This is a genomic window from Modestobacter versicolor, assembly GCF_014195485.1.
Lineage (GTDB): Bacteria > Actinomycetota > Actinomycetes > Mycobacteriales > Geodermatophilaceae > Modestobacter > Modestobacter versicolor.
The window spans coordinates 517,343-529,905 of the sequence record NZ_JACIBU010000001.1 but is presented as its reverse complement, the minus strand read 5'-3'; the positions used below and the strand labels follow the sequence as shown (position 1 = coordinate 529,905).

The following is a 12,563-nucleotide window of genomic DNA, read 5'->3' as shown; positions in this document are numbered from 1 at the left end:
CACCCCCGAGGAGTGCCAGTGACGACGCCCCCACCCACCATCGACGTGCACGCGCACGTCGCCCTCCCCCAGGTCGACGCCCTGCTCGACGGCTCCGCCGGGCTGGCCGAGCAGCGGCGCGCCGACGCCGCGACGCTCGGGCAGGCGTCCCTGCAGTACAACATCGGCCAGCTCGCCCAGCTGATGCCCCGCCTGGTCGGCCTCGACCTGCGGCTGGCCGCGATGGACGCCGCGCGGGTCGACCTCCAGGTGGTCAGCCCCATGCCGGCGCCGGCGCACTGGGCCGACCGCGAGCTGGCCGACCGGTTCGTCACGACGACGAACGAGGGGGTCCGGGCGTACTGCGACAAGGCTCCCGGGCGGCTGCTGCCGATCGGCACGGTCTCGCTGCACGAGCCGGACCTCGCCGTCGAGCAGCTGCGCACCGGCGTGCGCGACCTCGGGCTCCGCGGGGTGCAGATCTCCACCTCGGCCGGCCCGGGCCGGGAGCTGGACCACCCGTCGCTGGCGGAGTTCTGGGCCGCCGCCGAGGAGCTGGGCGCGGCGGTGCTGATCCACCCCTGGGGGTGCACGCTCGGCGAGCGGCTGGACGCGTACTACCTGTTCAACACCGTCGGCAACCCCACGGAGACCGCGCTGGCGCTCTCCCGGATCGTCTTCTCCGGCCTGCTGGAGCGGCACCCCGGGCTGCGCATCTGGTCCGCGCACGGCGGTGGCTACCTGGGCAGCTACGCCGTCCGGGCCGACCACGCGTGGCGGGTACGGGGCGACGCCCGGACCACCGAGGCGCCGCCGAGCGAGCTGCTGCGCCGCACCTACGTGGACTCCCTGGTCTACGACCCCGAGCAGCTGCGGCACCTGGTCGCGGTGATGGGCCCGACCCAGGTGACCCTGGGCAGCGACCACCCCTTCGACATGGGCGTCGAGGACCCCGTCGACCGGCTCGAGGCCGCCGGCCTGGACGCCGCGACCACGGAGGCGGTGCGCGGTGGCAACGCGGCCCGGCTGCTCGGGCTCGACACCCCCGCGACCCAGGAGGCGACCCGATGAGGATCACCCGGCACGCGACGGGCGGCCGGCCGCGGCTGGCCGTCGTCGACGGCGACGAGCTGGTCGGCCTGGACGCCGGGGTGGAGCTGCCCGAGCTCATCGGCACCCCGGGGCGCCTGGCGGCCGCCGCCGAGGCGGCCCTGCGGTTCCGGGCGGACGTCGTCCCGCTGGCGGGGACCGAGCTGCTGGCGCCGCTCGCGCCGCCGACCTTCCGCGACTTCTCGACGTTCTACGAGCACGCCAACGGCATCTCCCGCAACGGCCGGCCGGAGGGCGGGGTCGCCCCGGAGTTCTTCGAGATCCCGACCTTCTACTTCTCCAACCCGCACGCGATCACCGGCCCGTACGCCGACGTGCCGGTGCCGCCGGGCTGCGAGCTGTTCGACTTCGAGCTCGAGGTGGGCGCGGTCGTCGGGCCGGCCGGCCGGGACGTCCCGGTCGAGGAGGCTGCCGAGCACATCGCCGGCTTCGTCGTCGTCAACGACTTCTCCGCCCGCGACGTGCAGTTCCACGAGATGCGCATGGGCCTGGGCCCGGCCAAGGGCAAGGACGGCAGCACCACGCTCGGGCAGTTCTTCGTCACCCCCGACGAGCTGGCGCCGTTCCGCTCGGGCCCCTCCTACGACCTGCGGATGGAGGTGCGGGTCAACGACCAGCTCATCGGCGGCGACACCCTGGCGAACATGTCCTGGTCGTTCGAGGCGCTGCTGGCCTACGCCTCGCGCGGTGCCGACGTCCGCCCCGGCGACCTGCTGGGCTCGGGCACCTGCCAGAACGGCTGCCTCGCGGAGCTGTGGGGCCGGTACGGCCGCGACCACCTGCCGCCGCTGCGGCCGGGCGACGTCGTGACGACGTCGGTCGAGGCGCTGGGCGGGACCCGGAACCGGGTCGTGCCCGGCGCGGCCCGGCACCCGATCACCCCCTGGCGGACCGCGTGAGCGCCCACCACGCCGTCGACCGGCTGGCCCTCGGACCGGGGCGGGCCGACGAGGTCGCCGACGGCGTCTTCGCCTTCGTCCAGCCCGACGGCAGCTGGATGATCAACAACGCCGGCTTCGTCGTCGGCAGCACCGGGGTGAGCGTCATCGACGCGGCCTCCACCGAGCGGCGCACCCGCGACCTGCTCGGCGCGATCGCGCAACGCAGCCCCGCGCCGGTGCGGACGCTGGTCAACACGCACAGCCACCCGGACCACACCGGCGGCAACGGCCTGTTCACCGGGGCCACGATCGTGGCCCACGAGGACGCGCGCCGGGAGGTGCTGGCGCTGGGCCAGGTGGGCAACGGCCCGATCTGGACGCCGATCGACTTCGGGGACGTGCCGCTGGCGCCGCCGTTCCTGACCTTCACCGACCGGGTCACCCTGTGGTCCGACGACCTCGAGTGCCAGGTCGTGCACAGCGGCGGCCCGGCGCACACCACCAACGACGTCGTGGTGTGGATCCCCGACCGCTCGGTGCTCTTCGCCGGCGACCTGCTGTTCAACGGGGGCACGCCGTTCCTGCTGTCCGGGTCGGTGCTGGGGGCGATCGACGTCCTGGAGCACTTCGTCCGGCCGCTGGGCGCGCGCACGATCGTGCCCGGGCACGGCGCCGTCACCGGTCCGGAGGTGATCGACGACGTGCTGGCCTACCTGCACTTCGTCGAGTCCCTGGCCCGTGAGGGGCTGGCAGCGGGGGTCACGCCGCTGGAGCTGGCCCGAGCCACCGACCTGGGCCGCTTCGCCGAGCTCAGCGACCCCGAGCGCATCGTGGGGAACCTGCACCGGGCCTACGCCGACCTGTCCGGGACGCCCGGGGAACGCGGCCGGCCGATCGACGTGATGGCCGCCCTGCGGGAGATGGTCGCCTACAACGACGGCCGCCCGCTGACCTGCCTGGCCTGACCCCGGGTCGCCCGCTCGCTGCCGGACCGGCAGCCGTCCCCCGGACGGCTGCCGGTCCCGAGCCGTGCGCGGGGACGCCGCGCCGGGGCCCGGGCATCCGCCGGCCTGATGGTCGGCCATACGCGAACGGCGTTTCCGCCGGGCCCTCGGCTGCTCCCATGCTCTCCCCACTCCCGATGTAGCCCGGGTCACACCGGCGCCGGGAGCGGCTCCCCCGTCCCCCCACCCGAAGCGAGGTCGCAGGTGCCCACGACGTCGTCCGCACCCGTCCGCCCCGGCGCCGAGCGCGCACCGGGCGCCGGTCCCGCGCTGGCCCTGGTCTCGGTGTCCAAGAGCTTCGGCCCGGCCCGGGTGCTCGACGACGTCAGCCTCGAGCTGCACGCCGGTGAGGTGCACGGCCTGGTCGGCCAGAACGGCTCGGGCAAGTCGACGCTGATCAAGGTCCTCTCCGGGCTGCACCGGGCGGACGCCGGCTCCGCCGTCAGCGGCGGGGAGAGCCACCCGCTGCCGCTCAGCGTGGCCCAGCTCGACGCCCTGGGCGTCGCGTTCGTGCACCAGGACCTGGGCCTGGTCGAGAACCAGACCGTGCTGGACAACGTCCGGGTCGGCCGCTACCAGCGCGGCCGGTTCAGCCGCCGGGTTCGCCGCGACCTCGAGGCGCAGGCGGTCGCCGCCTCGCTGGCCCGGCTGCGCTCGGACATCGACCCGCACGCGCTGGTCGCGACGCTGCCGCCCGCCGACCGCGCCCTGGTGGCGATCGCCCGCGCGCTGCAGAACAGCGGCGACGGCGGCGTGCTGGTCTTCGACGAGGCCACCCAGTCGCTCCCCCGCGAGGTGCTCACCGGCTTCTACGCGACGGTCCGCGAGCTCGCCGCGGCCGGCAGCGCGGTCCTGCTGGTCAGCCACCAGCTCGACGAGGTCATCGCCCTCACCGACCGGGTCACCGTGCTCAAGGACGGGCGGGTCGCGGCCGCCGGGATCCCGACCGCGCGGACCAGCCGCCGGGAGATCACCCGGCTGATGCTCGGTGCCGACGCCGACACCCAGGCCCTGCACGACGCCGTCCCCACCCGGCCCGGTGCGGCCGTGCTGGAGCTGCGCGGCGTCACCTCGCCCACCCTCCACGGGCTCGACCTGACCGTGCACGCGGGCGAGGTCGTCGGTGTCACCGGCACGACCGGGTCCGGCCACGACGAGCTGCCCTACGTGCTGGCCGGCGTCAGCCCCGGCCGGGGCAGCGTCCGGGTGGGTGACCAGCAGGTCGAGCTGACCGGCGCCGACCCCCGCGCGCTGCTCGACGCCGGGCTCGCGCTGGTGCCGCAGGACCGGGCGCAGCAGGGGCTCGCGGTGACGATGACCGCCCAGGACAACCTGTGCCTGCCGCGGGTGCGCGCCCGCAGCGGGCCCTGGCGGGTGACCCGGGACTGGCAGCGCGACGAGTTCGCCTGGGTCGTCGAGCGGCTCGGCATCACCCCGCCGCAGGGCGACCTCCCGGTGGCGGCGCTGAGCGGGGGCAACCAGCAGAAGCTGCTGCTGGGCAAGTGGCTGGTCGCCGGACCCCGGGTGCTGGTGCTGCACGAGCCGACGCAGGCCGTCGACGTCGGCGCCCGGCGGGACATCCTGCGGACCGTCCGCGAGGCCGCCGCGGCCGGTGCCGCCGTCCTCGTCTCCTCCATCGACAACGAGGACCTCGCCAGCGTCTGCGATCGCGTCCTCGTCCTGGACGGCGGGGCGGTGGCCGGCGAGCTGCGGGCACCGCTCACCGCCGACCAGGTCCTCGACGCCGTCTTCCGCTCCGAGACCACGACCGAAGGGCAGCCCGCATGAGCACCTCCGTCTCCGCCGCCGACCGCTCCGGCGCCGCGGACCAGCCGCCGGCCGAGCACACCGGCGCCCCGGCCCCCGCCGGCCCTGGCGCACCCAACCGCCCGGCACGCGGCGGTCGCCGGGTGTCCGGCGCCGACCTGCTCCGGCGGTGGGCGGTGGTCCTGCTGTGGATCGCCATGGCCGCGGCCTTCGCGGTGGCCAACCCCGACCTGTTCCTCCGCGAGGGGACGTTCAACATCGTCTTCGGCGCGAACGGCCAGCTGGTCTTCCTCTGCATGGCCGTGCTCGCCCCGTTCTGCGTCGGCGAGTTCGACTTCTCGGTCGCCGGCGTGATGGGCATGACCGGCGTGACGGTCACCGTCATGTACGCCCAGCAGGGCTGGAGCCTGCCCGCGGCGGTGGCCTTCGCACTGCTCCTGGGCGCCCTCGCCGGTGCGCTCAACGGCTTCATCGTCGTCGTCCTGGGCGTGGACCCGATCATCACCACCCTCGGGGTGGCCACCGCCCTGCAGGGCGTCGCGCTCTGGATCTCGGGGATGAGCACGGTGACCGGGCTGCCGGTCTCCTTCGGCCGGGTCGTCACCGACCGGTTCCTGGGGATGCCGCTGTTCTTCTGGTACGGCCTGGCCCTCACCCTGGCCTTCGCCTACGTCCTGCACGTCACGCCTCTCGGCCGGCACATGGCCTTCGTCGGCGCCAACCGGGAGGTCGCCCGGCTGGCCGGGATCCGGGTCGACCGGATGCGCTTCGGCGCGTTCACCTTCGCCGGCACGATCGCCGGGCTCGCCGGGGTGCTGCTCGCGGCCAACATCGGCGGCTTCGACCCGACCAGCTCGGGCATCCAGCTGCTCCCGGCCCTGGCCGCCACCTTCCTCGGCACGGCGATCCTCTTCCCCGGCCGGTTCAACCCGCTCGGCACCTGGATCGCGGTGTTCTTCCTCGCGACCGGCATCGTCGGGCTCCAGCTGCTCGGCCTCACCGGCTGGATCAGCGACGTCTTCTTCGGCGGCTCGCTCGTCGTCGCGGTGACGGTGTCGACGCTGCTGCGTCGGCGCAGGTCCCGGTTCTGACGCTCCTCCCCCACCCCGCACCTCCTGAGAAAGGGACACCCATGTCGACACCCCCTCGCCACACCGTCGTGGTCCGAGGCCTCACCGCCCTGGCCTGCGCCGGCACGCTGCTGCTGACGGCCGCCTGCTCGTCCGCCGAGGACGCGGACGCCGCGTCGGCCGGGGACGGCGGCAGCGGCACCTCCGCCGAGGTCAACAGCGACGCCCAGGCGGCCGTGGAGGAGGACCTCGCCGTCCCCGAGCCGTTCGAGGCCCCCGGTCCGGCGCTCGAGGGCGTCGACCAGGTGGCCGGCAAGAAGGTGCTCTACATCCCGATCTCGCTGCAGATCCCGGCGTTCCAGTCGGTGTACGCGGCGGTGCAGGAGGCCACCGGCGAGGTCGGCATGGAGGTGAGCTCCTGCGACGGCAAGTTCAACCCGGCCGGTGTCGCGGCCTGCATCAACCAGGCACTCGCCCAGGACGTCGACGTCGTGGTGCTCGACCAGGTCCCGCTCGGCCTCGCGGCGCAGGGTGTCGCGCAGCTCCAGGCGGCCGGCATCTCGATCCTGGTCAGCGGGCAGGAGCCGGCTCCCGGCACCGCGGAGCTGGCCTACCTCGACACCGGAGGCGCGGAGATCATCACCTCGATGGCCGACTGGGTGACCGTCGACTCCGGGGGCGACGCGAACGTGCTCGTCGTCGCCCAGGCCGACAGCCCGCGGCAGCAGGCCTACATCGACGAGGGCCTGATCCCCCGCTTCGAGGAGGTGTGCCCCGACTGCACGACGACGGTGACGACCACGACCGCGTCCCAGCTCACCCAGCTGGGCAGCCAGGTCAGCACCGAGCTGCTGCAGAACCCGGACATCGACTACGTCGTGTCGGAGTTCGACGCCAACGTCAGCTACATCCTCCAGGGCCTGCAGAACGCGCCCACGGGCAAGGACGTCAAGGTGGTCAGCGCGATCGGCGACATCGCTTCGCTGGAGCGGGTCGCCTCCGGGCAGCAGGCCTACGACGCCCTGGGCAGCAACCGCTGGGCGGGCTGGGCGATCACCGACCAGGTGCTCCGGATGCTGACCGGTGCCCAGCCGCTGGAGACCTCGATCGGCCCGAGCCGCGCGTTCGACTCCTCGAACATCGACTCCGTGGAGGTGGACCAGTCCAGCTTCGACGACGAGTCGCTGTGGGGCGGGGACACCTACACCGACGTGTACCGGCAGGTCTGGGGCCTCTCCTGATCTTCCACACCCTGCCCGTCGCCCGGGTGGACCGCCTGGGCCCGGACGCGGCAGCCGTCACCTTCGAGGTGGCGGCTGCCGTGCGCGGCCGCTTCGCCTTCCGGGCCGGGCAGTGGGTCGCCGTGCGCCGCCGGGTGGGTGGTGCGGAGCTGCGCCGGTCGTACTCGGTCTGCGCGCCGGCCGGCGGCCCGCTCCGCATCGGGGTGCGGGAACGCCCCGGGGGCGGGCGGGTGTCCTCGTGGCTGGTGCACCGGCTGGCACCGGGTGACCTGGTCGAGGTCGGCGAACCGGCCGGGACCTTCGGGGCGGGTGCCCCCGGTGGCGACGCGCTGTTCGTGGCCGCCGGCGCCGGCATCACCCCGGTGCTGTCCGTCGTCGCCACCCGGCTGCGCGACCCCCGGGCTCGGATCCGGCTGGTCCAGGTCGACCGGGAGCCGTCCAGCCGGCTGTTCGGCGCCGAGGTCGACCGGTTGCTCGACGAGCACCCCGGCCGGTTCTCCCGCACCCAGGTCTGGACCCGGACGCCGGGCGCCGGCCGCCCGTCGGCGAAGGACTGGCGCCGGCTGCTCGGGGCCGACGGCCCGCTGTCCCGGCTGGCCGGCGTGTGGCTGTGCGGGCCCGAGGGCCTGGTCGGCGAGCTGCGGCCGGTCCTGGCCTCGCTGGGCGTGCCGCACCGGCGCGTGCACACCGAGCTGTTCGACGCCACCCCGGCCGAGGTGGCCCCGCTCGGCGGTGCCAGCACCGTGCGCCTGCTGTCCGGCGGTGCGGCCGTCACCTCGACCGTCCCGCGGTCCCGGTGGCTGCTGGACGCCGCCCGCGGGCTGGGGCTGGACGTCCCGTTCTCCTGCCTGGGCGGGATGTGCGGCGTCTGCCGGGCCCGCGTCGTCGACGGGGAGGTCGACATGGTGACCAACCACCAGCTCGGCGCGGCCGAGGTGGCCGCGGGGGCGGTGCTCACCTGCCGGACCCGGCCGCTCAGCCGGACCGTGACCGTGGACTTCGACGCGTGAGCACGGCGGCCGGGCGGCGTCCGGGCACCGGGTGGCGGCAGCGGTGGCAGCAGCGGTGGGCGCGGCACCTGGTGGCGTCGCTGGAACGGCGGCTGGAGACGGCGGCGTGCGCCCACGACGGCGCGAGCCTCTGCCGGACCTGCCGGCTGGTCACCTCCGTCGGCTTCCTGCCCGCTGCCGCAGCGGCACCGGGCAGCCCCGCGGACCCTCGCTGACCGCTGCCCACCCACCACCTACGGTGGTCGGGCGCGGGCCCGTCGGAGGCGGGAAGCACGGGCACCGGTCCCGGTGTTCACCCCACGTGCTCGACAAGAGGGAGGCACACCGTGACCACTGAGACCGCGATCCTCGCCGGCGGCTGCTTCTGGGGCGCGCAGGACCTGCTGCGCAAGCGCCCGGGCGTCATCTCGACCCGCGTCGGCTACTCCGGGGGTGACACCCCGAACGCCACCTACCGCAACCACGGTGACCACGCCGAGGCGGTCGAGATCGTCTTCGACCCCGAGGTGATCTCCTTCCGGGAGCTGCTGGAGTTCTTCTTCCAGATCCACGACCCGTCGACGAAGGACCGGCAGGGCAACGACGTGGGCCGCAGCTACCGCTCGGCGATCTACTACACGTCCGAGGAGCAGCAGCGGGTCGCGCTCGACACGATCGCCGACGTGGACGCCTCGGGGCTGTGGCCCGGCAAGGTCGTCACCGAGGTGGAGCCGGCCGGCCCCTTCTGGCAGGCCGAGGAGGAGCACCAGGACTACCTGCAGAAGATCCCGTTCGGCTACACCTGCCACTTCGTGCGGCCGGACTGGGTGCTCCCGCGCCGGGCGGCGCAGACCGCCTAGCCACCACCAGCGACACGAGGGGTGGGCGTCCCGACCGGGGCGTCCACCCCTCGCTGCGTCGTGGGCCCGGGTCGCAGCGCTGCCGGGTCAGCGCGCGCCCGACCACGTCCGGGCGATCGACTCCGCGGCGGCGCCCACGGCGGCGCGCACCGCCGCGGCCGCCGGCGAGGGCCGGCCGGCCCAGGCCAGCGTCAGCCGGCGCGCCGGCAGCGACGGGTCGTCGACCCGGACCACCGCGACGGTCCGCGGGAGCCCCGCGGCGAGCAGGCTGGGCACGGTGGTCACGCCCAGCCCGGCGGCCACCAGGCCCAGCCGCGTCGACCAGTCCCGCGCCGTGTGGACCACGTCGGCCGCCCCGAGCGACGGCCAGACGCCGAACTGCGGCTCGCCCGCCTCCCCCCGGCCCTCGATCCAGCGCTCCGTGCGCAGCTCGTCCAGCGACACCCGTGCCAGGCCGGCCCACCGGTGCTCGGCGGAGACGGCCACGAGCATCGGGCCGCCGGGCAGCACCGCCGTCTCCAGGCCGGTGAGGTCGTAGTCCGGCAGCGCCTCGCCGACCGCGATGACCCCGAGTTCGATGCGCCCCGAGCGCAGCTGCCGAATCTGGGCGGGCGTCGACAGCGCCCGGAACTCGACCTCGACGTCCGGGTGGTCGACGGCCAGCTGGGCCAGCGCCTGCGGCACCAGCTGGACGGCGGTGGCCGGGAAGCCGCCGAGCGTGACCCGGCCGGCGGGCCGCCCGGCGAGGGCGTCGACGTCGTGCTGGGCGGCGTCCAGCTGGTCCAGGATCGCGGTGGCCCGCTGCAGCAGCGCCCGCCCCGCAGCGGTCGGCTGCACCCCGCGGGCGGTGCGGGTGAACAGCGTCGCGCCCGTCGCCGTCTCCAGGGCCCGGACCTGCTTGGAGACCGCGGACTGGGTGTAGCCCAGCCGTTCGGCGGCCACCGTGAACGAGCCCGCCTCGGCGACCGCCTTCAGCGACCGCAGCGACTGCGTCGTCAGGTCCAGGGGCACACGCCGATCGTCCTCCTGCCAGTCCTCGGGGGAATGCGCCGGGTGCCGCATCGTCGCTGGTGGGGGGCCCGGCCGCAGCGCAGGGTGGGGGCATGGGAACAGCAGTCAAGACGTGGTTCATCACCGGGACGTCGACCGGGTTCGGGCGGCACTGGGCGGAGGCGGCGCTGGAGCGCGGCGACCGGGTCGTCGCCACCGCCCGGCGTGCGGAGACCATCGCCGACTACCCCGAGCGCTTCGGGCGCGACGTCCTCACCCTCGAGCTCGACGTCACCGGGCGCGAGGCGGTCCGCGCCGCGGTGCAGCGAGCGCAGGAGCACTTCGGCGTGCTCGACGTGGTGGTCAACAACGCCGGCTACGGCCACTTCGGGATGGTCGAGGAGCTGACCGAGCAGGAGCTGCGCGACCAGCTGGAGACGAACTTCTTCGGCGCCGTCTGGGTGACCCAGGCGGCGCTGCCGGTGTTCCGCTCCCAGGGGCACGGGCACCTGGTGCAGGTGACCAGCGAGGGCGGCGTCCGCGCCTTCCCGGGGATCGGCGCGTACCACGCCTCCAAGTGGGCCGTGGAGGGGTTGTCCGAGTCGCTGTGGCAGGAGGTCGGGTCGATGGGCATCCACGTGACCAACGTGGAGCCGGGCCCCTACGCCACCGACTGGCTGGCGCGCGGGTCGCGGACCAGCGCGCCGCTGCCGGCGTACGACGCGGTGCGCGCCGCGGGCGAGGGCGGCTGGCAGCTCGGCGACCCGGCGGCGACCCGGGCCGCGATGCTGCAGGTGGTCGACTCCCCCGAGCCGCCGCACCGGGTCTTCTTCGGGCGCTCGTTCAGCGACGTCGCCGCGATCTACCAGGACCGGCTGGACACCTGGCGGGAGTGGGAGCCGGTCGCGCTCGAGGCGTTCGGCTCCCCGCAGCGCTGAGCGACGTCGTCAGCCGGTGCCCTCCCCGGTGAGCAGGCGGTGCGCGAGGTCGAGCCGGGCCGCCGCCTCCCCGGCGCGCAGGCGTCCGCCGGCCGCGAGGGTGGCGAGCCCGTGCAGCGTCGACCAGGCGACCTCCGCGCGGGTGCCCGCCTCACCCGGGAACACCTCGCTGATGCCGGCGAAGGCGCGCCGCAGCGGCGCGGGGGTGCCCTCGGCGGCGAAGGCCAGGCCCGAGGGCAGCGAGAACATCGCCTCGTACACCCGGGGGTGCGCCGCGGCGAAGTCGAGGTAGGCCCGCATCCGCGCCACCGGCACGGCCTCCACCGCCTCGAGCGCCGCGGCGACCTCGGCGAAGCCGTCCAGCGCCACCGCGTCGACGAGCGCCTGACGGCCGGCGAACGCCGAGTACAGCACCGGCTGGGTGACGCCGAGCTCGCCGGCGAGGCGGCGCATCGTGACGGCGGGCCAGCCCTCGGCCTCGGCGAGCTCCCGGGCGGCGCGGGCGACCTGGTCCCGCCTCGTGTCGAGGTCCGGGGCTGGACGCGGTGACATGCGGAGACTCTAGCATCGTTAGATAACGGCGCTAGCCAACCTGAGGAGCTCCTCCGCATGACCGTTCCCGCACTCGTGCTCGCCGTCCTGGCCTGCGCCGGCATCATCGCCCTGGGGGTCCGCTTCCTGCTGCGACCGCGGCAGGCGACGGCCGGCTTCGGTGTCGCGCCGGGCAGCACCCGCGCCCTGACCGCGATCAAGGGCGTCCGCGACATCACCTCCGGCACCGTGCTGCTGGTGGTGTGGGCCGCCGCCGGCCAGACCGCGCTCGGCTGGGGGCTGGTCGCCGCGGCGCTCACCCCGGCCGCGGACGCGGTGATCGTGCTGACCAACGGCGGCAGGCCGGCCACCGCGTTCGGCGTCCACGGCGTCACCGCTGCACTGCTCGTCGCAGCCGGGCTCGTGCTGGCGCTGGGGTGAGCGCCCGGGCCTCAGCGGCCGGGCAGCGTGCGCAGCGACTGCGACCTCCGCTCCACCAGCTCGGCGTAGGTGCCGTCGCGCTCGGCCCACCGGTGCATGCGCACGCCCTCGACGAGCACCTCGGCGGGCGTCGGCTCCGCGGCCAGCAGCTCCACCACCTCGTCCAGGTACGCGTCGAGCGGCAGGGCCGCCGGGTTCACCCGCTCTTGCCCGGCCGTGGCGACGGCGGGCGGCACCAGCTCGGCGACCTCGACCCCCGTCCCGGCCAGCTGCGCCCGCAGCGCCTCGGTGTAGGCGTGCACACCGGCCTTCGAGGCGCCGTAGCTGGGCATCAGCGGGAACGGGAGGAAGGCGATGCCCGAGCTCACCGTCAGGATCGTCCCGTGTCCCCGGGCGAGCAGGTGGGGGGTGAAGGCGTCGACGACCCGGATGGTGCCGAGCAGGTTGGTGGCGATCGTCGTCTCGGCGGCGGCGATGTGCGCGGGGTCGCGCAGGTCCTCGGTGAGCATGACGCCGGACATCGTGACGACGACGTCCAGGTCGGGGTGCGCGTCGAGCACCTCGTCGCGGGCGCGGAGCACGGACTCCGGGTCGGTGACGTCGATGCGGACGGTCTCCAGGCCGGCCGGTCGGCCGGGGTCGCGGCCGCCGACGACGACCGTGCTGCCGGCGTCGGCGAACCGCTGCGCGAGGCCGCGGCCGATCCCGGAGGTGCCGCCGACGACGAGGACTGTGCGGTGGGTGATCTGCATGGACCCACGC

14 protein-coding genes are annotated in these 12,563 nt (G+C 75.1%); 11 read left to right on the top strand and 3 right to left on the bottom strand.

Features of this window, described 5'->3' with window-relative positions:
- The first annotated feature begins 18 nt into the window (after positions 1 to 18).
- The 9 genes from FHX36_RS02480 to msrA all read left to right on the top strand — a co-directional run bounded on the left by FHX36_RS02480 (position 19) and on the right by msrA (position 8,901).
- A complete protein-coding gene (locus tag FHX36_RS02480; protein WP_181428703.1) occupies positions 19 to 1,050 on the top strand; it encodes an amidohydrolase family protein in 1,032 nt (343 codons plus the stop codon).
- A complete protein-coding gene (locus FHX36_RS02475) occupies positions 1,047 to 1,988 on the top strand; it encodes a fumarylacetoacetate hydrolase family protein (RefSeq protein WP_110551529.1) in 942 nt (313 codons plus the stop codon). Before FHX36_RS02480 ends, FHX36_RS02475 begins: the two co-directional genes overlap by 4 nt.
- Positions 1,985 to 2,935, top strand: coding sequence for an MBL fold metallo-hydrolase (locus tag FHX36_RS02470; RefSeq protein ID WP_258372637.1), 951 nt, complete (start codon positions 1,985 to 1,987; stop codon positions 2,933 to 2,935). Before FHX36_RS02475 ends, FHX36_RS02470 begins: the two co-directional genes overlap by 4 nt.
- 243 nt (positions 2,936 to 3,178) lie before the next feature.
- Positions 3,179 to 4,762, top strand: a complete 1,584-nt coding sequence (locus FHX36_RS02465) for a sugar ABC transporter ATP-binding protein (protein WP_181428704.1) — start codon at positions 3,179 to 3,181, stop codon at positions 4,760 to 4,762.
- The gene (locus FHX36_RS02460; RefSeq protein ID WP_110551531.1) at positions 4,759 to 5,832 is read left to right on the top strand and encodes an ABC transporter permease; all 1,074 of its coding nucleotides are present in this window, start codon (positions 4,759 to 4,761) and stop codon (positions 5,830 to 5,832) included. The genes FHX36_RS02465 and FHX36_RS02460 overlap by 4 nt, the downstream gene beginning before the upstream one ends.
- Positions 5,833 to 5,873: 41 nt before the next feature.
- Positions 5,874 to 7,052, top strand: coding sequence for a sugar ABC transporter substrate-binding protein (locus tag FHX36_RS02455; RefSeq protein WP_181428705.1), 1,179 nt, complete (start codon positions 5,874 to 5,876; stop codon positions 7,050 to 7,052).
- Between the two features lie 26 nt (positions 7,053 to 7,078).
- Positions 7,079 to 8,062 (top strand): 2Fe-2S iron-sulfur cluster-binding protein, encoded by a 984-nt coding sequence (locus FHX36_RS02450; protein WP_181428706.1) that lies wholly within the window; start codon positions 7,079 to 7,081, stop codon positions 8,060 to 8,062.
- Positions 8,059 to 8,277 (top strand): hypothetical protein, encoded by a 219-nt coding sequence (locus FHX36_RS02445; protein WP_110551533.1) that lies wholly within the window; start codon positions 8,059 to 8,061, stop codon positions 8,275 to 8,277. Before FHX36_RS02450 ends, FHX36_RS02445 begins: the two co-directional genes overlap by 4 nt.
- Before the next feature lie 111 nt (positions 8,278 to 8,388).
- Positions 8,389 to 8,901, top strand: a complete 513-nt coding sequence (gene msrA / locus FHX36_RS02440; protein WP_110551534.1) for a peptide-methionine (S)-S-oxide reductase MsrA — start codon at positions 8,389 to 8,391, stop codon at positions 8,899 to 8,901.
- An 87-nt stretch (positions 8,902 to 8,988) separates the two neighbouring features.
- Here the strand turns inward: msrA and FHX36_RS02435 are convergent, their stop codons facing one another.
- Positions 8,989 to 9,912: a LysR substrate-binding domain-containing protein gene (locus FHX36_RS02435; protein WP_183513464.1), complete on the bottom strand. Its 924-nt coding sequence runs from the start codon at positions 9,910 to 9,912 to the stop codon at positions 8,989 to 8,991.
- Between the two features lie 92 nt (positions 9,913 to 10,004).
- Between FHX36_RS02435 and FHX36_RS02430 the strand changes: the two genes are divergently transcribed.
- The gene (locus FHX36_RS02430) at positions 10,005 to 10,829 is read left to right on the top strand and encodes an SDR family NAD(P)-dependent oxidoreductase (protein WP_110554015.1); all 825 of its coding nucleotides are present in this window, start codon (positions 10,005 to 10,007) and stop codon (positions 10,827 to 10,829) included.
- Between the two features lie 9 nt (positions 10,830 to 10,838).
- Here FHX36_RS02430 and FHX36_RS02425 read toward each other — a convergent pair whose 3' ends face one another.
- A complete protein-coding gene (locus FHX36_RS02425; RefSeq protein WP_110554016.1) occupies positions 10,839 to 11,381 on the bottom strand; it encodes a TetR-like C-terminal domain-containing protein in 543 nt (180 codons plus the stop codon).
- Positions 11,382 to 11,438: 57 nt separating this feature from the next.
- On the opposite strand from FHX36_RS02425, the gene FHX36_RS02420 reads away from it, so the two are divergent.
- Positions 11,439 to 11,801: a DUF4267 domain-containing protein gene (locus FHX36_RS02420; protein WP_110554017.1), complete on the top strand. Its 363-nt coding sequence runs from the start codon at positions 11,439 to 11,441 to the stop codon at positions 11,799 to 11,801.
- 11 nt (positions 11,802 to 11,812) lie between these two features.
- On the opposite strand, the gene FHX36_RS02415 is transcribed toward FHX36_RS02420, so the two are convergent.
- Positions 11,813 to 12,553 (bottom strand): SDR family oxidoreductase, encoded by a 741-nt coding sequence (locus tag FHX36_RS02415; protein WP_110554018.1) that lies wholly within the window; start codon positions 12,551 to 12,553, stop codon positions 11,813 to 11,815.
- Positions 12,554 to 12,563 lie beyond the last annotated feature (10 nt).